The following is a 20,284-nucleotide window of genomic DNA, read 5'->3' as shown; positions in this document are numbered from 1 at the left end:
GGCGGAGAATGATCGATGCATGTCGCGGTGACGGGCGGAACCGGATACCTCGGGGCGCATACGGTGCGCGCATTGCTCGAGGCCGGTCATCACGTGAAGCTGCTGGCGGCGCCCAACGAGCCGAGCACCGTCATCGACCGGCTACGAACGCTCGGGCCAGTATCGGTCCTCGCCGGTGACGTGCGGTCCGCCTCGACGGTCGACGAGCTGCTCGCCGGAGCCGACGCGGTATTGCATGCCGCCGGCGTGGTGGGCACCGACGAACGCCGCGCCCAGTTGATGTGGGACGTCAATGCCTATGCGACCGAGGCGATCTTGACCCGCGCGGTCGACCTCGGGCTCGACCCGGTGGTGCTCGTCAGCAGCTACAGCGCGCTGTTCCCCCCACCGGACGGCATCATTTCCCCCGACACTCCCACGGCGCCCGGGCGCAGCGCGTACGCCAAGACCAAGGGGTACGCCGACCGCGCCGCCCGGCGGTTGCAGGAGACCGGCGCGCCGGTCGTGGTTACGTATCCCTCGAGCGTCGTGGGGCCGGCCTTCGGCACCGCCGCAGGCGTCACGGAGCAGGGCTGGGCGCCGATCGTGCGCTGGGGAATCGCCCCGACAGTGCGCGGGGGCATGCAGATGGTCGACGTGCGGGACGTGGCCGAGGCGCACGCGCGAATCATGCAAAGCGGCCGGGGCCCCCGCCGCTACGTCTGCGGAGGGCGGCTGCTCACCTTCGACGAGATGATCGACGCACTCGAAGAGGGGCTGGGTCGGCGGGTGCGGCGGGTCCCCACGTCGCCCGGCGTGCTGCGTGCCATCGGTCGTCTTGCCGACTTCGTCGGCCGATACGTCGCGCTCGGCGACGGGCTCAGTTACGAAGCGGCGGTGCTGCTTACCGCCGCCACTCCCACCGACGACAGCAAGACCGTGCAGGATCTCGGCGTCACCTGGCGATCCCCTAGAGCGGCGATCGTCGAGTCACTGCTCGCCGGTGGACGCGCTGACGGCCGTCACCAACAGGGCCGCGATCCGGCGCCGTAGCGCTTCGGAGTCGTCGTCACGCGCGACCGTCGTGACGAACAGCGCCGCGCCGGCCGCCATCGCGAGCGACGCCCGCGCGTCGAGATCGGCACGCCGCCGTTGCGACGGCGTGTTCGGGTGCACTCGCTCCGCGAACAACTCCACCGCCGGGCCGCTGAAGCTCTCCCACAACCTCTCCCGAAGGCCATCGTTTTCGCGCAGCGCCAGCAGCAGACCCGGCACCGCGGCCCGCACGTCGGGCCTGCTGAACAGCTCGTGACTGCCGCGCACCACCCAGTCGATCCAGCCGCGCAGATCGGTGCCGGAAAACGGTGCCAAATCGGGTGTTTCGCCCAGGATGGCGTGCAGCACAAGCTCCGCCTTGGACGACCAGCGACGGTTGAGGCTGGACCGTCCTACGCCGGCGCGTGCCGCGACCAAGCGCACGCTCAGCTCGTCCCAGCCCACTTCCACCAGAAGCTCACGCGTCACCGACAGAACGCGGTCGTCGATCGAGGCGTCGCGCGGCCGCCCGGTGGATCTGGTGCGGCGGTGGTGGTCGGTCATGATGGCTCAGCGCGCGTCGAGCACCCCGCGCAGTATGTCGATCAGCGCACGCGGCTGGTCGCTTTGGACGGAATGGCCGGAATTCTCGACGACGTGGGCAGAGCGGAATTGCTTTGCGCGACGGCTGAGCTCGGCCGCGTCCTCGTCGCTGACGAAACCCGATGAACCGCCGCGCACCAGGGTCACAGGAGCGGACAAGGCGTCGACGTCGTCCCACAGGCCGGCGAAGTCGGGAAAGGTGCGGATGGCGTCGTAGCGCCACGTCCACTTGCCGTTTTCCAGCTTGCGCGAGTTGTGGAACACCCCGCGGCGCAGTGCCTTCACCTCGCGGTGCGGCGCCGCGGCGACCGTCAAGTCGAGCATCGCCTGGAAGCTGGGGAACTCGCGTTCCCCGTGCATCAGTGCCACCGTGCCCTGCTGCTCCTTGGTCATCTCGGAATGTCGTTGCAGCGCAGACGGAGTGACGTCGATCAGCACCAGCTCTTTGACCAGTTCGGGCGCCACCGCCCCCAGCCGGATCGCGGTCAACCCGCCCAGCGACATGCCGACGACGAGGTCCGCCGACGCGGCGTGTTCGCGCAGAATCGGCAGCAAGGTGTCGGCATTGTGCTGCGGCGAATAGTCGCCGTCCTCGCGCCAGGCGGAGTGGCCGTGGCCGGGCAGGTCTACCGCCAGCGCGGGTTCACCAATGCCGACGATGATGGTGTCCCAGGTGTGCGCATTCTGCCCGCCGCCATGCACGAATACGATCCGCGGGGGAGTGCTGCCCCAGCGCAGGGCGCTGATTCTGCTTTCGCCCGTTCCGGACTCGACGCGCTCCGCTTCGGGCAGGGGCCCGGAGACTCCGGCCTGCTCGGCGTTTTCGGACAGCAGCGAGAATTCGGACAGCCCGGCCAGTTCGTCTTCAGAAATCTCGGTCACGATGTTTGACCCTAGACCTGGCTACAAAGGGTAACGGCGGCGAATGCCGTGGAAGCGTTCCCACATCGCGGCGGCGCGTTCTGATGCGCTCACCATGGCGGTGCCCTCGGGCAGGGCACTAAGCAGTTCGTCGTGCTTGACGACCCGGGTCTCCAGCACCGCGGGCTCGCCCTCGAGCATGTGCCGGTAGGTCAGGTTGCCGCGCTCGAAGCCCTGGGTGTCCAGCCAGTTGTGCACACCGGGATCACGGTGAGCCATAACCAGCCGGATGCGGCCGTCGTGGTCGACCTTGGTGCGGCTCGGCGTGTAGCTCACCGGGCGGTACAGGTAGTCCATGCTGTTGAAGAAGACGCCCATGTTGGTGAACATCCACAGCCCGTCATGGGCGTCGAACTCGACGATCAGCGCCTCGTCGGCCGCCAGCTCCCAATACATGTTGGCGGCGGCCCGGCCCCGCTTGTTGTCGGCGTCGCTGGCGCCGACGCGCGGAAACGCGTTCGGGTGCTCGGCGTCCACCCCGCCGTGGGTGAAGGGGAATTCGGGCCAATCGGACATCAGGCCGGCGACGAAATCACCGGCCCAGCGCATCGCGTCGACCATGTCGGCAGGGGCGGGCAATGGCTTGGGGGAGGCCATGTCGATGCGTTCGATGCGCATCTGCGCCGGTTGTTCGTCCCAGCGATCAAACCCTTGGCGGATGAACAGCTTTCGTGACTCCGGCGTGGTGGGCAGCCAGTTCGGTCCGCGTTCGGGCCCGCCGATGTACAGCTCGAACCGTCCGCCGTCATCGATATCGAGCTGCTGGCCGAGCAGGTTGGCCTGCGGTGTATCACCGAACGGTTCGTGCAGGACGCCCGGGCCGGGCGTGCGTCGCCCCTGCACGGTGACGTTGAAGAAGCGCGCGGTGCCGCGGGTGCCGGTGAGCCGATAGGTCGAGTGCCCGTCGATCCAGGCTTGCTGATAGGTGAAGTCGGCGCAGTCGCCGCCGAGCTTGCGGGTCGGGCCGCAGAAGGTGTGCAGCACCGGGTAGCCGGTGTCGCGGGTCTCGAGTGCGAGATCGAAGGCCTGCCCGAGGTTCTGGGTGAGGAATCGATAGGCGTCAACGCGCTGCACACCGGTGGGCGGGTTGGCGTCTTTGAAGACTTGTTCGCCCGCGCGTTGCAGCCTGGCACAGAATTCGGTCCACGCCGAGTGCAGTGCCTCGTCGTCGGGACCGTCGCCGAAAGCCATTGTCAGGCACCCAATCTGTTCAGTATCGCGCCGACGACGTCGCAGGCGCGTCGGGCGGATTGCAGGCGGCCCTCCGCGTCGATGCGGGGCCCGATCAGTTCCAGGTCGAATCCATGCGCGTAGCCGCCGGCCAGGGCTTGGGCGATGAACCTTTCGAACGGGATCACTCCATCGCCGGGCACCGCCCGACCCGGAAGCGCACGGTCACCCAGCACGTAATCGCTGAGCTGGATGAGCTCGGTTCGCGGCAGTGCCCGTTGCACCATCGCTTCGAAATCGCCCTCCGCCCAGCAGTGGAACAACTCGATGCAGATGCCCAGCCCGCTCATCTCGGCCAGCGCGACGGTGTCGCGCAGGGTGTGGGCGAGGTGAATGTCGGCGTACAGGCTCGAGGCGTTCTCGATCGCCAGCGCCACGCCGGCCTGCTTCGCGTGCTCGACGCACGGACCGATCATGGCGCTGAAGCGGTCGGCGGCCTGCGGCCAGGTGAGAGCGCCCCGACCGCCGGTCAGCAGGTAGACCACGCGCGCACCCACCCCGGCCGCGGCGTCGATCACGGGCAACAGGGCGTCGCGTGCCGCGTGCGCCCCGATGTCCAGTCGGCCGTGACCGAAGATGTGGCATACCGCCTCGACGGTGTATTTGTTGTGCCGCAATAGCTTTGGGAATGTCGGGTCGAGCAGTTCGCTGTCCAAGACGCTCAATCGCGACACACCGAGTTGCGCCCAATGCTGTTCCATCTCCGCCAGCGAAGCTCCGAAGAAGGTGACGTCGTGGACCGACAGACGTTTGTGGGGTGTCGTCACGTCAGTCAAGGGTTTCGATTTCGACGCCGAATCGTTCGCGAAACGGCCGGAATTCGGCATGCAGCGCGTCGAGGTCTTCGCCGATATCGACGAGCAACTGGGTGGAGTAGCGGAACTTGCCGTACCGGTCGCCGCGATTGTTGGCCAGGTAGTCACGCATGGCGGATTCGGCTTCGGGCGTGACCTCGCGGCCGGCGAATGCGTAATAGCGCCGCACCGTGCCGATTTGATCGGCGACGAAGTCGGTGTAGCGGATATGCAGAATGCGCGGATCGTCCACCATGGGATTGCTCATCGTATTGGCGACACCGGCGCGGGTCAGCTCCAGATGCTGCTTCGCCAGGGCGTGGAGGTCGACCGGACCGACCATGCCCTCGGCGATGTCGGCCATCATCATCGTGCGCGAGGCGGCGACCTGCACCGGATCGCGGTGCAGCCACACCAGCGTGGCGTCGGGGTAGGCGTCGAACATCTCTTTGAGCCGAAAGCCGTGAAAACCCTTCAGCACCCAATACTTTCGCGGCCGCTGGTATTGCAGCTGCTGCAGCATGGCCTTGTGCAGCCGATACTGCGCGGCCGGGTCGGTCGCCAAACCGCCGACCAGCGACTGCATCGGCACCCGCCACCACGCGGTCGGGGTCATCACCCGGAAATCGAACGCCCAGGTGCGTTCGTCTTCGGGAAGGCCGTCGCCCAGCATGTCGTTGTACGGGTGGCTGCGCAGCCACTTCGGCATCTTGGCGTTGATCTCGCGCCAGTCGGCGTCGGCGCGCCTCCGGCGGTCGTCGTCGGGTGCGGCCAGCCCCGGTGGCGGGGAGGGATACATCACCTCCCAGAACCGCAGCGCCCGGGCGCGCGGGTCGACCGACATCAGGGCGTGCATAAGCGTTGTCCCCGAACGTGGTTCGCCGGTGACGAACATCGGCGACTCGATCACTTCGGCGCCAATCGGGTAGCGGTTGCGGTCCTCGATGAATTCGAGGCGCGACGTCAGCAGCCAACGACACACCTGCGCGGCTTCGAAGCGACCATCGGCATCCATGCCCAGATCGTTCAGGTGGTCGACGGCGACAGCGAAGCGTTCGGGCAAGGTGGGATCGCCGTAGTCGCGCAGCCCGGTCTCCGCCCCGGCGGCGACGAGCATCTCTGCGGCGTCCAAATGTGTTGTCACGGCAGGTCTCCGCAGAGTTGTATCAGTTCGTCCTCGGCCGCGCGCACGTTAGCTGCCGAAACCTGTGCGTATTCCAAGCCGGCCATGGCGCCGTAGTCGAGGATCTTGGGCACGCGCAGGCCCGCGTCGACGTACGTCTTGACGATCTTGGCGACCTGTTTGGGTGTGCCATGGGGGACGAGGGCCAGAATCATCTCGGGGTGCACGTTGTCCAGAAACTCCGCGATTCGCTCTCGGGTGAGGACGGCCGGGTCGATGTCCTGGAAGCCCCGCCAGTTCTCACCCATCGGATGCTCGAAGCCGAAGTCGCGCAGCGTCTTTGCTGAAACTTGCAGAAGGAACGCCTTGACCAGGGGCGCCCGCAGAATCTCGGCGAGGGCGGCGTCGTCCGCACCGATCAGGCACACCTGGATGAAGCAGGGGGTGATCGCCATCGGATCACGGCCGGCGCGTTCGGCGGATGACCGCACGGCCGAAAGCATCTGGGCGTAGTGCTCGGGAGTCCAGGCGCCCGCCGGCCACCACCCGTCGGCGTACCGGCCCGCGATGTCGAGCATCCGCGGACCGCTTGCGCCGATCCAGATCGGCGGCAACCTGCCTTCGTAGGGTTCGGTGTCCAAGCGGGCATGGTGCAGCGAATAGAACTGGCCGGCGAAGTCGACCGGGTCGTCGCTGCGCCACAGCAACTGGATCACCGCCAGCGCCTCCTCGAAACGGCTGACCGCCCGCGAGAAGTCGAAGCCGTAGGGCACCGTGTTTTCGCTCTCGCCGCTGCCCAGTCCCAGGATGAAACGCCCCTTGGCGAGGTGATCGATGGTCAGCGCCGTCTGCGCGAGCATGGCCGGGTGGCGGCGCACGGTGTCGACCACGGCGCTGACCAGAGGAACCCGCTCGGTCAGCACGGCCGCCGCGGCCGCCACCGCCAGGCCGTCCAGGTGGCGGTGCGGCGAGGGGGACGCGGTCGCGAGGTCGGTGAACTCAGGCGTCCAGATCGAGTCCGGCCAGAAGCTGACCATGTGATCGGGCAGCCAGAGGGAGTGGTAGCGACCGCTGTCGAGTCCGGCGAGCCCGGACAAGTCGAGGGGGAGGGTGGTGCGCAGAAACGCTGCGGGCTGAACGGTCATCGAGACATGATGCTAAGCAGCTGCACAGCATCGTGTCGATGGTTCGGCGATCGCGCCGCACCGACCCCGGCCGAACGTCGAGTTGTTGGGCTGCCTTATGGGGCATTGCCGCCGCAACAACTCGACGTTCGCGGGCGAAAGGGTGCTTAGCCCGAGATGATGAACTCTTCGAGCTGGGCGCGGGCGATGTCGTCCGGCAGCTGCTGCGGCGGGCTCTTCATCAGGTAGGCCGACGCCGGAATCACCGGCCCGCCGATGCCGCGGTCCTTGGCGATCTTGGCGGCGCGCACCGCGTCGATGATGACGCCCGCGGAGTTCGGCGAGTCCCACACCTCGAGCTTGTACTCCAGGTTCAGCGGCACGTCACCGAAGGCGCGGCCCTCGAGCCGCACATAGGCCCACTTGCGGTCGTCGAGCCAGCCGACGTGGTCGGACGGGCCGATGTGCACGTCCTTGGTCTTGAACTCGCGCTGCAGGTTGGAGGTGACGGCCTGCGTCTTGGAGATCTTCTTGGACTCGAGGCGCTCGCGCTCGAGCATGTTGAGGAAGTCCATGTTGCCGCCGACGTTGAGCTGCATGGTGCGGTCCAGCTGCACGCCGCGGTCTTCGAACAGCTTGGCCATCACGCGGTGGGTGATGGTCGCGCCGACCTGGCTCTTGATGTCGTCACCGACGATCGGGACGCCGGCATCGGCGAACTTCTTGGCCCACACCGGGTCCGAGGCGATGAAGACCGGCAGCGCGTTGACGAACGCCACGCCTGCGTCGATGGCGCACTGGGCGTAAAACTTGTCGGCCTCTTCGGATCCCACCGGCAGGTAGGACACCAGCACGTCGACCTTTGCCTCACGCAGCGCCGCGACCACGTCGACGGGCTCGACGTCGGACACCTCAATGGTGTCGGCGTAGTACTTACCGATGCCGTCCAGCGTCGGGCCGCGCTGCACCGTCACGTTGGTGGGCGGGACGTCGGCGATCTTGATCGTGTTGTTCTCCGACGCAAAGATCGCCTCGGACAGGTCGAAGCCGACCTTCTTGGCGTCCACGTCGAACGCGGCGACGAACTTCACGTCGCGGACGTGGTACTGGCCGAACTTCACGTGCATCAAACCGGGCACGGTGCTGTTGGCATCGGCGTCGTAGTAGTACTGCACGCCCTGAACCAGCGAAGACGCGCAGTTACCGACGCCGACAATGGCGACTCGTACCTCCGACTGCGCTCCTTCCGCCTTTGGCGGCTGATGCTCACTCATATGGGCGTTCTCCTAACCTCTAACCACTGACTGGGATGCTGCGTTCGTGCCGGGGTTTACTTTTGCTCGGAGAGGCCGGGCATAGCCCGCTCCGCAGCGATGAGCTCGTTGAGCCACTTGACTTCGCGTTCACTTGACTCGAGCCCCAATTGATGAAGCTGGCGGGTGTAGCGGTCGAACGAGCTACTGGCCCGCGCAACGGCTTCGCGCAGACCTTCCCGCCTTTCCTCGACCTGACGGCGGCGGCCTTCCAGAATGCGCATCCGCGCCTCTGCCGGAGTCCGGTTGAAGAAAGCCAGGTGTACCCCGAAGCCGTCGTCGGTGTAGTTGTGGGGACCGGTGTCCGACACCAGCTCCCCGAAGCGCCGGCGGCCCTCGTCGGTCAGCTGGTAGACACGCCGGGCCCGCCGAACCGGCGTCCCGGCCGGGGCGGCATTCTCGGCAATCAGCCCCTCGCTCTGCATGCGCCGCAGGGCGGGGTAGAGCGATCCGTACGAAAACGCCCGGAACGCGCCGAGTAGACCGGTCAGCCGCTTGCGCAACTCATAGCCGTGCATGGGCGACTCGATCAGCAGACCCAGAATGGCAAGCTCCAGCAATCGAATCACCTCCCTGAAGGATTTGCGTGGCCGGTTACGACGGTTCGACGCCTCGCGCAATCGTATCGTCTCGATATATTAGCCACAACACCACCAAGTGTTGGTTTGGAGTTCGTCACACAGCCTGGGCGCGGAAAGCGCCGGGGGACCGGCCTTTACGTGGGCAGACTGGTCTGCTTGACGGTGCCGTCACCCGAGAAGATGACGTGTCCGCCGCCGTAGTCGCTGGAGACGTACACGGACAGCGAGAGCGCGCCCGGAGTGGTCGGATCGGTCGCCGGCTCGACGATCAGGTACGTGGATTTCACGTCAGACGGCCTCATGTGCAGCGTCTCGGGGGCGCCGCGCATGATGCCCACCGTCTTGGTCACGTCGAATCTGCTCAGGTCGACGGGGACGGGGCCGTCCGTGGAACTCTTGGCCGAACTAGTCGGATCGCCCCAGCCGCCGCGGTAGGTGTAGTCCAGTTTCCGGCGGTCGTCGGAGGGGTCCGGGCGGTCCAACACCGCGTAGGTCGGGTAGATCACCAGCCGATAGCCGATGGTGTCCCCCATCCGCTTGCGCATCTGCTCGAACAGCCCGGTGAGCCCGCCGACCGAGTGCAGCTGTGTCGGCGCCGTCAGCACCACGGCGTTGACGCCGTCCGGCTTGGCTCCCGGGTCGGTAGTGAAGTCCAGCGGCGAGCGGGTGTTCCCGTACAGCCCCCACCCGATCCCCATGCCCAGCAACACCGACACGACGAAGGCGGCGGCCAGGACCCCCCACCCGCCGACTCGCGGCACCTTCGGCCCCGAGCCGAGCGCGGGCTGTGGCCGCCCGGCATTGGTCTGCAGATCGTCCAGCAGGGCATGCAACTCGCCCAGCGTCACCGCCTTGGTGGCCGCGCTCACCCTCTCCCGGTGCTCCTCGGCGGAGAGTTCGCCATCGGCCAGGGCGTCGTCGAGGAGCGTGCAGGTGTCTTGGCGGTCGGTGTCCTTGGCGCGGGTAGTCGTTGTCGCGCCGCGCGCCAGCGGTGTCCCGAGCCATTTCGCCACGGGGATGATCGTAGAAGTCCGGTCCCGGTTCGGCGCAGGAACCGCCGTCGACTCCCTTGGACGGACCGCCACGCTTCGGTTGCGTATCCCTGCTCGGGATGGCGACGTACTCTGGTGGGCGTGCGACTGCAGCGACAAGTGGTGGACTACGCGCTCCGGCGGCGCTCACTGCTGGCCGAGGTGTATTCGGGCCGCACCGGCGTGTCCGAGGTTTGTGACGCGAACCCGTATCTGCTGCGCGCCGCCAAGTTTCACGGGAAACCGAGCCAGGTCATGTGCCCGATCTGCCGCAAGGAGCAGTTGACGCTGGTGTCATGGGTGTTCGGGGAACACCTCGGCGCGGTGTCGGGCTCAGCGCGCACGGCCGAAGAATTGGTGATGCTGGCAACCCGCTTCGACGAGTTCGCCGTCCACGTGGTGGAGGTTTGCCGGACCTGCAGCTGGAACCATCTCGTCAAGTCGTATGTGCTCGGCGCCGCGCGCCCGGCACCTCCGCCCAGGGGCACCGGACGCACGCGGACGGCGCGCAACAACGCCCGCACGGCCATTGAATAACGAAGGACGCCACAGTCAGTCGTCCGGTGACCAGCGTGGGCCAGCGACTGAGCGTGTGGGCAATCAGAGTGCTGACGAGCGTCCGGGGCCCGACCGCCCGGCCGCCGATAGGCGGGATCCCGAGCGCCGGGAGCCGCCGCCGACGATCAACCGTCGCCGTCAGGCCCCGCCCGATGATCGGATGACGACGATCCTGCCGCCGGTCAGAGATGACCGGGCGCCCCGGCGCTCCGATCCCATCGAGGAAGTCAAAGCCGCGCTGGCCGGCCCCCCTTCGACGCCTCTGCGGCGCGACGCGCTCGACGAGGTCAAGGCCGCACTGGACGGCCGGGGTCCGGCGTCCGGCCGGCAGGAGCGGGCCAGCCTCGGCGGTGGTCCGCCCGGCGGACCGCCCCCAGGGCCACCGCGCCCCGGGCGTCCGGGAGGCCCTGACGGCCCCGGCGGGCGGCCCGCCCCACCGTGGCGCGACTGGGCCTGGACCGAGCGGATCAACTGGCTGTGGGTCCGGCGCGGGGCTTACATCGGCGCGGCGGTGCTGGTGCTGCTGCCGATCGTCACGTTCGCGATGGCCTACTTCATCGTCGACATTCCGAAGCCGGGAGACCTTCGCACCAACCAGGTTTCGACGATCCTGGCCAACGATGGCTCGGAGATCGCGAAGATCATTCCGCCGGAGGGCAATCGGGTCGACGTCAACATCAACCAGGTTCCCGTGCATGTGCGCCAGGCGGTGATCGCCGCGGAAGACCGCAATTTCTACTCGAACCCCGGGTTCGATTTCAGCGGCTTCGCCCGGGCGGTGAACAACAACCTGTTCGGTAGCGGTGACCTGCAGGGCGGGTCGACGATCACCCAGCAATACGTGAAGAACGCGCTGGTCGGATCGGCCCAGCACGGAGTCAGCGGCCTGATGCGCAAGGCCAAGGAACTCGTCATCGCCACCAAGATGTCGGGGGAGTGGTCGAAAGACGAAGTGCTGCAGGCCTATCTGAACATCATCTACTTCGGCCGGGGCGCGTACGGGATTTCGGCCGCCGCCAAGGCCTACTTCAACAAACCCGTCGAACAGCTCACCGTCTCCGAAGGCGCGCTGCTGGCGGCGCTCATCCGGCGCCCGTCGACACTGGACCCGGCGGTCGATCCGCAGGGCGCCCGTGCGCGCTGGGCGTGGGTGCTCGACGGCATGGTGGAAACCAAGGCGCTGTCTTCGAATGACCGTTCCGCGCAGCAGTTTCCGCCGACCGTGCCGCCGGATCAGGCGCGCGCGCAGAACCAGACGACCGGGCCCAACGGGCTGATCGAGCGTCAGGTGACCCGAGAGTTGATGGAGCTGTTCAACATCGACGAGCGCACCCTGAACACGCAGGGCCTGCAGGTCACCACCACCATCGATCCCAAGGCTCAGCAGGCCGCGGAGAAGGCGGTGTCGAAGTACCTCGACGGCCAGGACCCCGATATGCGCTCGGCGGCGGTCTCGGTCGACCCGCACGACGGCGCGATCCGCGCATACTTCGGCGGCACCGACGCCAACGGTTTCGACTTCGCTCAGGCCGGACTGCAGACCGGGTCGTCGTTCAAGGTGTTCGCGTTGGTGGCCGCACTCGAACAGGGCATTGGGCTGGGATATCAGGTCGACAGTTCCCCGTTGACGGTCGATGGCATCAAGATCACCAACGTCGAAGGCGAGAGCTGCGGGACCTGCAACCTCGCCCAGGCGCTCAAGATGTCGCTGAACACCTCTTACTACCGGCTGATGCTCAAACTCAAGGGCGGCCCGCAGGCCGTCGCCGACGCCGCGCACCAAGCCGGTGTCGCCACCAGCTTCCCCGGCGTGGACCACACCCTGTCCGAGGACGGCAAGGGCGGCCCACCGAACAACGGAATTGTGCTCGGCCAGTATCAAACCCGGGTCTTCGACATGGCCTCGGCCTACGCCACGCTGGCCGCCTCCGGCGTCTATCACCAACCGCACTTCGTGCAGAAGGTCGTCAACTCCGACGGCCAGGTGCTCTTCGACGCCGCCAACTCCGACAACAAGAGCGAGCAACGCGTCCCCAAGGCCGTCGCCGACAACGTCACCGCGGCCATGGTGCCGATCGCCGCCTACTCCCGCGGCCACGCGCTGGCAGGCGGTAGGCCGTCGGCCGCCAAGACCGGCACCACCCAACTCGGCGACACCACCTCGAACAAGGACGCCTGGATGGTGGGCTACACGCCGTCGCTGTCAACGGCGGTGTGGGTGGGCACGGCCAAAGGCGATAGCCCGCTGGTAACCGCTTCGGGCGGAGCGGTTTACGGTTCGGGGCTGCCGTCGGACATCTGGAAATCCACCATGGACGGGGCCCTGAAGGGCACCTCCAACGAATCCTTCCCGAAGCCGACCGAGATCGGCGGCTATGCGGGCGTGCCTGTCGCGCCACCGCCGCCACCGCCGCCCTCGGAGACCGTCATCCAGCCCACCATCGAAGTGGCGCCGGGCATCACCATTCCGGTCGGTCCGCCCACGACGATCACCGCGGCGCCACCGGCGCCCGGCGGCCCGCCGGTTGGTCCGGAGCCGGGCGGCCCATTCGGCGGCCCCCCGTTCGGTGGCCCCCCGGGTGGTGGCGTCCCGCCGGGTGGACCCCAAGCGCCGCAACCGCCACCGTGACCGACGCCGCGGGGGTCGGCGCGACCACTTCACCGCAGCCGCTGGCGGCGGATCTGCGCAGCGCCGACACCCGAGATTGCCCGAGCCGCAACGACTTTCTGGGCGCCGCGCTCGCCGACGTCGTCGGTGGTCCGGTGGGCCGGCACGCGTTGATCGGCCGCTCGCGGCTGATGACCCCGCTGCGGGTGATGTTCATGATCGGGCTGGTCTTCCTGGCGCTGGGCTGGTCGACGAAGGCGGCCTGCCTGCAAAGCACCGGCACCGGGACCGGCGATCAGCGGGTGGCCAATTGGGACAACCAACGCGCTTACTACGAGTTGTGCTACTCCGACACCGTGCCGCTCTACAGCGCAGAGTTGTTGAGCCAAGGCAAGTTTCCCTACAAATCGAGCTGGATCGAGACCGACTCGACCGGCGCCCAGCAGATCCGCTACGACGGCCGGCCCGCGGTGCGCTACATGGAGTATCCAGTGCTGACGGGGGTCTATCAGTACGTGTCGATGGCACTGGCGAAGACCTACACCGCGCTGAGCAAGCTCGCCCCGCTTCCGGTTGTCGCCGAGGTGGTGATGTTCTTCGATATCGCGGCATTCGGGCTGGCGCTGGCCTGGCTGGCCACCGTCTGGGCGACTGCGGGCCTGGCCGGGCGGCGGATTTGGGACGCCGCCTTTGTGGCGGGCTCGCCGATATTGATCTTTCAGATATTCACCAACTTCGACGCGCTGGCAACGGCTTTCGCGATGGCCGGGCTGTTGGCGTGGGCGCGACGAAAACCGGTGCCGGCCGGCGTGCTGATTGGCCTGGGTGCCGCGGCGAAGCTGTATCCGTTGCTGTTCTTGGGCCCGATGCTGCTGCTGGGAATCCGGACCGGGCAGCTGCGCGCGTGGGTCCGCACGACGGTGGCCGCCGGGGTGACCTGGCTCGTGGTGAACCTGCCCGTGCTGGTGTTCTTCCCCCGCGGCTGGTCGGAGTTCTTCCGGCTCAACACGCGGCGCGGCGAGGACATGGACTCGCTGTACAACGTCATCAAGTCCTTCACCGGTTGGCGGGGATTCGATCCCAAGCTCGGTTTCTGGCAGCCGCCGACAGTGCTCAACACCGTCGTCGCGGTGTTGTTCGTGGCGTGTTGTGCCGCAATCGCTTTCATCGTGCTGACGGCACCACAGCGGCCGCGGGTGGCGCAGCTGTTGTTCTTGGTGGTCGCGGCCTTCCTGCTGACCAACAAGGTGTGGAGCCCACAGTTCTCGCTGTGGCTGGTGCCGCTGGCGGTGCTCGCGCTGCCGCACCGGCGGCTATTGCTGGCATGGATGACCGTCGACGCGCTGGTTTGGGTGCCGCGGATGTATTACCTGTACGGCAACCCCAACCGCTCGCTGCCCGAACAGTTCTTCACCACCACCGTGTTGCTGCGCGACGTCGCGGTTATCGTCTTGTGTGCGTTGGTGATTCGCCAGATATACCGCCCCGGCGAGGATTTGGTGCGATGGGGCGCGCGGGCGGACGATCCGGCGGGCGGACCGTTCGACCGCGCGGCTGACGCCCCGCCGGGCTGGTTGCCGGACTGGCTGCGACCGGTTGGGTCGCGCCGTTCGAGCATCCCGGCGTCCGACGACGAAGCCGACGAGCAACCCGCACTGGCAAGCGGCGCCAGGTCATGACCCAGGTCGCCATCCCGATCTTTCCCCGATTCACCGCACTCGACGCGGTGGGTCCGTACGAGGTCCTGCAACGCATTCCGTCGATCGACGTCGTGTTCGTCGGGCACCACCGCGGTGAGGTGCGGACCGAGAAGGGAATGCTCGGCGTCAGTTGTGACGCCACCTTCGAGGAGGTGGGCGCTCCCGATGTGGTGGTGTTCCCCGGCGGCATCGGCACCCGGCAGCTGATTCACGACGAGGCCATCCGGGGGTGGCTGCAGGCGGTGCACCCCAACACCAGGTTCACCACCTCGGTGTGCACCGGCGCGCTGCTGCTGGCCGCGGCCGGCCTGCTCGACGGGCTCACCGCCACCACCCACTGGCGGGCCGCCGAACTCCTCAATGGTTTGGGCGCCCGCTACGTTGCGGAGCGAGTGGTCGAACACCTGCCGCAGCGGATCATCACCGCCGCCGGGGTGTCCAGCGGCATCGACATGGCCCTGCGGCTGGTGGAACTGCTCGTCGATCGCGAGGCCGCACAGGCGGCTCAGCTGCTCATCGAATACGACCCGCACCCGCCCTTCGACTCGGGCGCGCTCGCCAAGGCGGCTCCCGCGACGGTGGCAAGAGCCGAGGAATACCTGGCCGCCCGGCAATAGCGAGGTTGCCAAATCAGCCGGATTTTTCTGGTCAGCCCACTATCCGGTAGCCTGATCCGGTTGCCGACGCAGGCGACCCTCCTGCCACGGAATGCCCGTGGCCGCTTGAGACCAGAGGAGGTGGTGAGGTTTCCATGCGTCCATACGAAATCATGGTCATTCTTGACCCCACGCTCGACGAACGCACCGTGGCCCCATCCCTGGAGACGTTCCTCAACGTCGTCCGCAAAGATGGTGGATCCGTCGACAAGGTCGACATCTGGGGCCGGCGCCGCCTGGCCTACGAGATCGCCAAGCACGCCGAAGGCATCTATGTCGTCGTCGACCTCAAGGCCGAGCCGGCGACGGTATCCGAGCTCGACCGGCAGCTGAGCCTCAACGAGTCGGTACTGCGCACCAAGGTGATGCGCACCGACAAGCACTAACAGCTTCGGCTGCGTCGCGGGTCCACCGTGGGTGGACTTGCGTAGGCTCAGCCAGGACACCGTCTCAGAAGCGGCCCCAGGAGGAAATTGTGGCTGGTGACACCACTATCACCGTCGTCGGAAACCTGACCGCCGACCCCGAACTGCGGTTCACCCCGTCGGGTGCCGCCGTCGCGAACTTCACCGTGGCGTCGACGCCGCGGATCTATGACCGCCAGAGCGGGGAATGGAAAGACGGTGAGGCGCTGTTCCTGCGGTGCAACATCTGGCGCGAGGCTGCCGAGAACGTCGCGGAGAGCCTCACGCGTGGTGCCCGGGTGATCGTGACGGGCCGGCTCAAGCAGCGCTCTTTTGAGACTCGTGAAGGTGAGAAGCGCACCGTCGTCGAGGTGGAGGTCGACGAGATCGGCCCGTCGCTGCGGTACGCCACAGCCAAGGTCAACAAGGCCAGCCGCAGCGGCGGTGGCGGTGGAGGCGGCGGCTTCGGCGGTGGCGGTGGCGGTGGATCCCGCCAGCAATCGGCGCCGGCGAGCAGCGCACCCGCGGACGACCCGTGGGGCAGTGCGCCCGCATCGGGTTCGTTCGGCGGCGGGGACGACGAACCGCCCTTCTGATTCGACAAAACTTCAGTAATAGAGAACGGAAAGAAAGACAGACATGGCCAAGTCCAACAAGAGGCGGCCGGCTCCAGAAAAGCCGGTCAAGGCACGCAAGTGTGTCTTCTGCGCCAAGAAGGATCAAGCGATCGACTACAAGGACACCGCGCTGCTGCGTACGTACATCAGCGAGCGCGGCAAGATCCGGGCGCGTCGGGTCACCGGCAATTGCGTGCAGCACCAGCGTGACATCGCCATCGCGGTGAAAAATGCCCGTGAGGTGGCGCTGCTGCCCTTTACCTCCTCGGCGCGATAGTCGCCGCAGGCCTACCGAAAGTACGAAACGATGAAGCTGATTCTGACGGCTGACGTCGACCACCTTGGCACCGTCGGCGACACAGTCGAGGTCAAGGACGGTTACGGCCGCAACTTCCTGCTCCCGCGCGGTCTGGCGATCGTGGCCTCCCGCGGCGCGCAGCGGCAGGCCGACGATATCCGCCGGGCCCGCGAAACCAAGGCCGTGCGCGACCTCGGGCACGCCAACGAACTGAAGACGGCGATCGAGGCGCTCGGACCGGTCTCGCTGCCGGTCAAGACCGCGGCCGATTCCGGGAAACTGTTCGGCTCGGTCACCGCCGGCGATGTCGTCGCCGCGATCAAGAAGGCCGGTGGTCCCAACCTGGACAAGCGGATCGTGCGGCTGCCCAAATCGCACATCAAGGCCGTCGGGACCCACCCGGTGGCGGTGCACCTGCACCCCGAGGTCGACGTCGAGGTCGCGCTCGAGGTCGTCGCGCAGAGCTAAGCACGCGACGTTTGCTCGTTGCCGGCGGTGGCCTTGATCGGCCGCCGCCGGGCTTCGTTGTACTGCGGCCGCGAGGGCGCCATCCGTTGGTGCGGATCGCGGACGCGCGCGCTGGCGAACAATTTCTGGGGTGCGTTTCCCGGGGGCGCTTTACCGGCCCGTAACGCTGGGAAAATATGGCGGAAAGCCAACACGCCCGGCGCAGTAACCTGCGGCGACACGCCGTAGAGATTCTTGTCCACACGATTTTGATGCCGTTGTATGGCCGGTATCTGCAGTGATGTCCCAACCCTTTGCATTAATCCACAGGTTCTCCACACCCCGCTCAACACAGGTGTCGACGGATATGCACACACGATGCACACCTTCATGAACAGCACCCCCTTTGCGTACTAGCCAGCAACGTTTAACGTCGTCCCGGCGCCGGGCGTACGGGTGCTGTGCGGCGCAGGTTGTCAGGGTCTTGACCTACGCTCGCTGTCGGCTATCGAATGTATGTTCGGATGCGTGAACCAGGGGAGGAGGGAACCCGTGGCGGTCGTCGATGACTTGGCGTCAGGCATGGATTCCCCGCCGCCGAGCGAGGACTTCGGGCGGCAACCACCCCAGGACATGGCGGCCGAGCAGGCGGTGCTTGGCGGCATGCTGCTCAGCAAGGACGCCATCGCCGACGTCCTCGAGCGGCTGCGGCCCGGCGACTTCTACCGGCCCGCCCACCAGAATGTGTACGACGCGATCCTGGACCTGTACGGGCGCGGCGAACCAGCCGACGCAGTGACGGTCGCCGCGGAACTGGACCGGCGCAACCTGCTGCGTCGCATCGGTGGGGCACCCTATCTGCACACCCTGATCTCGACGGTGCCGACCGCGGCCAACGCGAGCTACTACGCGACCATCGTGGCCGAAAAGGCGCTCCTGCGGCGCCTCGTGGAGGCCGGCACCCGGGTTGTGCAGTACGGCTACGCGGGCGCCGAGGGTGCCGACGTGGCCGAGGTGGTCGACCGCGCGCAGGCCGAGATCTACGAGGTGGCCGAGCGCCGGACGTCGGAGGATTTCGTTCCGCTCGAGGATCTGCTGCAGCCGACCATGGACGAGATCGATGCCATCGCCTCCAACGGCGGTGTGGCGCGCGGTGTCCCAACCGGTTTCACCGAACTCGACGAGGTGACCAACGGTTTGCACGCCGGCCAGATGATCATCGTGGCGGCCAGGCCCGGGGTGGGGAAATCGACGCTGGGTCTGGATTTTTTGCGATCATGCTCGATCAAGCACCGCATGGCCAGCGTCATCTTCTCGCTGGAGATGAGCAAGTCCGAGATCGTCATGCGGCTGCTGTCGGCGGAAGCGAAGATCAAACTCGCCGACATGCGGTCCGGTCGCATGAGCGACGAGGACTGGACGCGGCTGGCGCGGCGGATGAGCGAAATCAGCGAGGCGCCACTGTATATCGACGACTCGCCCAACCTGACGATGATGGAGATCCGCGCCAAGGCGCGTCGGCTGCGGCAGAAATCCGACCTGCGCCTGGTCGTCGTCGACTATCTGCAGTTGATGTCGTCGGGCAAGAAGGTCGAGTCGCGACAACTCGAGGTATCCGAATTCTCGCGCCAACTCAAGCTTTTGGCCAAGGAGCTCGAGGTGCCCGTCGTCGCGATCAGCCAGCTGAACCGCGGTCCCGAGCAGCGCACAGATAAGAAGCCGATGCTGTCGGACCTTCGCGAATCCGGTTCCCTGGAGCAGGATGCGGACATGGTGATCCTGCTGAACCGCCCGGACGCGTTCGAGCGCGATGATCCACGCGGGGGAGAGGCGGATTTCATTCTCGCCAAACACCGCAACGGCCCCACCAAGACGGTGACGGTCGCGCACCAGCTGCACCTGTCGCGGTTCACCAACATGGCGCGCTGACGTAGCAGCGAACGTGGTGGTAGACGGCGAAATTTCCCTAATTGCAAGACTTTCGGCTGCGGCGAAACACCGTCTGGAGCGCGTCCCCTCGAAGAATACCGGTGGAGAGTTGCGGCGCCGTTTCCGGTAGCGGCGTTTCGGTAAGGTCGAGACGTGGCGCATTCAAAAGACTTCTTCATCAGCTATAACAAAGCGAACCGTGCTTGGGCTGAGTGGATCGCGTGGGTGCTTGAAGCCGAAGGGTATAGGACGGTAGTCCAGGATTGGGATTTCAAGCCCGGCGGTAATTTTGTCGTGGAGATGGACACCGCCACTAAAGAGTGCGCGCGGACGATTGCGGTCCTGTCGCAGGATTATCTAGATGCCGAATTCACCGTGCCGGAATGGGCAGCGCAGTTCGCAACTGATCCGAAAGGTCTGAACCGCAGGCTTGTTCCGGTGCGCGTGGACTCCTGTGACATCGAGGGCCTGCTCGGCCAGGTCATCTACTGTGATCTCGTTGGCCTCGATGAGGAAACTTCGCGAAAGCGTCTATTGTCACAGCTGAGCCCGGGACGTACGAAACCCGCTGTCGCGCCGCCATTTCCAGGTGCCTCAAGTGGCACACCCTTCCCCATTCCGAAACAGCCGAGTAGCTCAAGCAAACGAGCGCTCTGGAGACCTCTGGCTAACCCGATTCATCCCCAATGGAGGGGAGACACCATGCACGCTGGATACTCGCGATCGACGCTTGAGCTGCACAGCATCCCAATCGATCAACAGACCCTCGAGGCTCGGTCACTACGGGAGTTGGCCAACGCCCTGCCAGCACTCGGTCGACAAAGCGGGTTGTTCGACCAGGCGGAAGCTGTCGAAGCTGATGCAGCAGAGGACCGTGCCGAAGCACATGCAACCGGTGCCCACGGCTGGCGTGGCTCAAAAGGGATTGCCGTTGAGAGAGATCGGAGTGTGAGCAGTTGGCTCCCGTTGCCACACGGAAGCCTCGGGTCGGTCTTCGACGAGGAAGACGTAAGTAATCGCCTGGTCGCCGCGTTGGCACTGCACGCAAGCACGGGTCTGCACGAAGAAGGGGAAGTGGCGCTGGCACTTTCGATCGAGCCGATCAGCATGTTAATGGTAGGACGGGCGGGTGAAGTTGAGACGCGTTCCTCTGCGCAATTGCTCTACACGATGGCGCCAAAGTCGGCACTCCGCATAGAACCGACCGATTCAGTCCCCGTCTCCGCGCTGGGGGCTCGCGCGGCGGAGATCGCGCACGAACTGACGGCCAGGCTGGTGCTACGTCTAGCCGCGATTCGCTGAGGAAATGGGCGGTACAGCGGTGTACGACGAA

The 20,284-nt window shown here is 66.4% G+C and carries 21 protein-coding genes; 11 read left to right on the top strand and 10 right to left on the bottom strand.

The features are described 5' to 3' along the window. Positions 1-15: 15 nt before the first annotated feature. On the top strand, positions 16-1,032 hold the full coding sequence (locus AC5Y30_RS07170; RefSeq protein ID WP_499917381.1) for an NAD-dependent epimerase/dehydratase family protein: 1,017 nt from the start codon (positions 16-18) through the stop codon (positions 1,030-1,032). Here AC5Y30_RS07170 and AC5Y30_RS07165 read toward each other — a convergent pair. The 9 genes from AC5Y30_RS07165 to AC5Y30_RS07125 form a co-directional block, all read right to left on the bottom strand. Then, positions 970-1,578 carry a TetR/AcrR family transcriptional regulator gene (locus AC5Y30_RS07165; protein ID WP_499917380.1) on the bottom strand — a complete coding sequence of 203 codons (609 nt, stop codon included), beginning with the start codon at positions 1,576-1,578 and terminating at the stop codon, positions 970-972. The two genes, AC5Y30_RS07170 and AC5Y30_RS07165, sit on opposite strands and share 63 nt — an antisense overlap. A 6-nt stretch (positions 1,579-1,584) precedes the next feature. Continuing rightward, positions 1,585-2,499, bottom strand: a complete 915-nt coding sequence (locus tag AC5Y30_RS07160; protein WP_499917379.1) for an Rv0045c family esterase — start codon at positions 2,497-2,499, stop codon at positions 1,585-1,587. Positions 2,500-2,520: 21 nt separating this feature from the next. Continuing rightward, positions 2,521-3,729 carry a DUF1214 domain-containing protein gene (locus AC5Y30_RS07155; RefSeq protein ID WP_499917378.1) on the bottom strand — a complete coding sequence of 403 codons (1,209 nt, stop codon included), beginning with the start codon at positions 3,727-3,729 and terminating at the stop codon, positions 2,521-2,523. Positions 3,730-3,731: 2 nt separating this feature from the next. Beyond that, positions 3,732-4,535, bottom strand: coding sequence for a sugar phosphate isomerase/epimerase family protein (locus AC5Y30_RS07150; RefSeq protein WP_499917377.1), 804 nt, complete (start codon positions 4,533-4,535; stop codon positions 3,732-3,734). A 1-nt stretch (position 4,536) separates the two neighbouring features. Next, positions 4,537-5,706: a sulfotransferase family protein gene (locus tag AC5Y30_RS07145; protein ID WP_499917376.1), complete on the bottom strand. Its 1,170-nt coding sequence runs from the start codon at positions 5,704-5,706 to the stop codon at positions 4,537-4,539. Then, entirely contained in the window at positions 5,703-6,830 is a 1,128-nt protein-coding gene (locus tag AC5Y30_RS07140; protein ID WP_499917375.1) for an LLM class flavin-dependent oxidoreductase, read from the bottom strand. Before AC5Y30_RS07140 ends, AC5Y30_RS07145 begins: the two co-directional genes overlap by 4 nt. A gap of 146 nt (positions 6,831-6,976) precedes the next feature. Next, positions 6,977-8,083 (bottom strand): inositol-3-phosphate synthase, encoded by a 1,107-nt coding sequence (locus AC5Y30_RS07135; RefSeq protein WP_499917374.1) that lies wholly within the window; start codon positions 8,081-8,083, stop codon positions 6,977-6,979. A gap of 56 nt (positions 8,084-8,139) precedes the next feature. Beyond that, a complete protein-coding gene (locus AC5Y30_RS07130) occupies positions 8,140-8,682 on the bottom strand; it encodes a PadR family transcriptional regulator (protein WP_499917373.1) in 543 nt (180 codons plus the stop codon). Between the two features lie 155 nt (positions 8,683-8,837). Next, on the bottom strand, positions 8,838-9,716 hold the full coding sequence (locus AC5Y30_RS07125) for a DUF1707 domain-containing protein (RefSeq protein ID WP_499917372.1): 879 nt from the start codon (positions 9,714-9,716) through the stop codon (positions 8,838-8,840). Between the two features lie 120 nt (positions 9,717-9,836). Here AC5Y30_RS07125 and AC5Y30_RS07120 point away from each other — a divergent pair, with 120 nt between their 5' ends. The 8 genes from AC5Y30_RS07120 to rplI all read left to right on the top strand — a co-directional run bounded on the left by AC5Y30_RS07120 (position 9,837) and on the right by rplI (position 17,043). Further along, the gene (locus AC5Y30_RS07120) at positions 9,837-10,271 is read left to right on the top strand and encodes a DUF5318 domain-containing protein (protein ID WP_499917371.1); all 435 of its coding nucleotides are present in this window, start codon (positions 9,837-9,839) and stop codon (positions 10,269-10,271) included. Further along, on the top strand, positions 10,264-12,921 hold the full coding sequence (locus AC5Y30_RS07115) for a transglycosylase domain-containing protein (protein ID WP_499917370.1): 2,658 nt from the start codon (positions 10,264-10,266) through the stop codon (positions 12,919-12,921). Before AC5Y30_RS07120 ends, AC5Y30_RS07115 begins: the two co-directional genes overlap by 8 nt. Further along, positions 12,918-14,579 (top strand): glycosyltransferase family 87 protein, encoded by a 1,662-nt coding sequence (locus AC5Y30_RS07110; RefSeq protein ID WP_499917369.1) that lies wholly within the window; start codon positions 12,918-12,920, stop codon positions 14,577-14,579. The genes AC5Y30_RS07115 and AC5Y30_RS07110 overlap by 4 nt, the downstream gene beginning before the upstream one ends. Beyond that, complete coding sequence (locus AC5Y30_RS07105; protein ID WP_499917368.1) at positions 14,576-15,217, top strand: DJ-1/PfpI family protein; 642 nt, start codon at positions 14,576-14,578, stop codon at positions 15,215-15,217. Before AC5Y30_RS07110 ends, AC5Y30_RS07105 begins: the two co-directional genes overlap by 4 nt. A gap of 134 nt (positions 15,218-15,351) precedes the next feature. Beyond that, the gene (gene rpsF / locus AC5Y30_RS07100) at positions 15,352-15,642 is read left to right on the top strand and encodes a 30S ribosomal protein S6 (protein ID WP_007771721.1); all 291 of its coding nucleotides are present in this window, start codon (positions 15,352-15,354) and stop codon (positions 15,640-15,642) included. 89 nt (positions 15,643-15,731) lie between these two features. Beyond that, positions 15,732-16,256, top strand: a complete 525-nt coding sequence (locus AC5Y30_RS07095) for a single-stranded DNA-binding protein (protein WP_499917367.1) — start codon at positions 15,732-15,734, stop codon at positions 16,254-16,256. Positions 16,257-16,299: 43 nt separating this feature from the next. Continuing rightward, a complete protein-coding gene (gene rpsR / locus AC5Y30_RS07090; RefSeq protein ID WP_003874730.1) occupies positions 16,300-16,554 on the top strand; it encodes a 30S ribosomal protein S18 in 255 nt (84 codons plus the stop codon). Between the two features lie 30 nt (positions 16,555-16,584). After that, the gene (gene rplI, locus AC5Y30_RS07085) at positions 16,585-17,043 is read left to right on the top strand and encodes a 50S ribosomal protein L9 (protein WP_065029504.1); all 459 of its coding nucleotides are present in this window, start codon (positions 16,585-16,587) and stop codon (positions 17,041-17,043) included. On the opposite strand, the gene AC5Y30_RS07080 is transcribed toward rplI, so the two are convergent. Next, on the bottom strand, positions 17,040-17,285 hold the full coding sequence (locus AC5Y30_RS07080) for a hypothetical protein (protein WP_499917366.1): 246 nt from the start codon (positions 17,283-17,285) through the stop codon (positions 17,040-17,042). The two genes, rplI and AC5Y30_RS07080, sit on opposite strands and share 4 nt — an antisense overlap. Before the next feature lie 289 nt (positions 17,286-17,574). Here AC5Y30_RS07080 and dnaB point away from each other — a divergent pair, with 289 nt between their 5' ends. Further along, positions 17,575-18,951: a replicative DNA helicase gene (gene dnaB / locus AC5Y30_RS07075; protein WP_499917365.1), complete on the top strand. Its 1,377-nt coding sequence runs from the start codon at positions 17,575-17,577 to the stop codon at positions 18,949-18,951. Between the two features lie 153 nt (positions 18,952-19,104). Beyond that, positions 19,105-20,253 (top strand): toll/interleukin-1 receptor domain-containing protein, encoded by a 1,149-nt coding sequence (locus tag AC5Y30_RS07070; protein WP_499917364.1) that lies wholly within the window; start codon positions 19,105-19,107, stop codon positions 20,251-20,253. Positions 20,254-20,284 lie beyond the last annotated feature (31 nt).

This window comes from Mycobacterium sp. NGS27, from assembly GCF_059813005.1.
This window is presented reverse-complemented; position numbering and strand designations above follow the sequence as displayed.

Bases quoted from the DNA above. Each gene is read 5' to 3' on its own strand.
- AC5Y30_RS07155 (WP_499917378.1), bottom strand. From the start codon at position 3,729: ATGGCTTTCGGCGACGGTCCCGACGACGAGGCACTGCACTCGGCGTGG.
- AC5Y30_RS07165 (WP_499917380.1), bottom strand. From the start codon at position 1,578: ATGACCGACCACCACCGCCGCACCAGATCCACCGGGCGGCCGCGCGAC.
- AC5Y30_RS07140 (WP_499917375.1), bottom strand. From the start codon at position 6,830: ATGACCGTTCAGCCCGCAGCGTTTCTGCGCACCACCCTCCCCCTCGAC.
- AC5Y30_RS07105 (WP_499917368.1), top strand. From the start codon at position 14,576: ATGACCCAGGTCGCCATCCCGATCTTTCCCCGATTCACCGCACTCGAC.
- AC5Y30_RS07135 (WP_499917374.1), bottom strand. From the start codon at position 8,083: ATGAGTGAGCATCAGCCGCCAAAGGCGGAAGGAGCGCAGTCGGAGGTA.
- rpsR (WP_003874730.1), top strand. From the start codon at position 16,300: ATGGCCAAGTCCAACAAGAGGCGGCCGGCTCCAGAAAAGCCGGTCAAG.
- rpsF (WP_007771721.1), top strand. From the start codon at position 15,352: ATGCGTCCATACGAAATCATGGTCATTCTTGACCCCACGCTCGACGAA.
- rplI (WP_065029504.1), top strand. From the start codon at position 16,585: ATGAAGCTGATTCTGACGGCTGACGTCGACCACCTTGGCACCGTCGGC.
- AC5Y30_RS07170 (WP_499917381.1), top strand. From the start codon at position 16: ATGCATGTCGCGGTGACGGGCGGAACCGGATACCTCGGGGCGCATACG.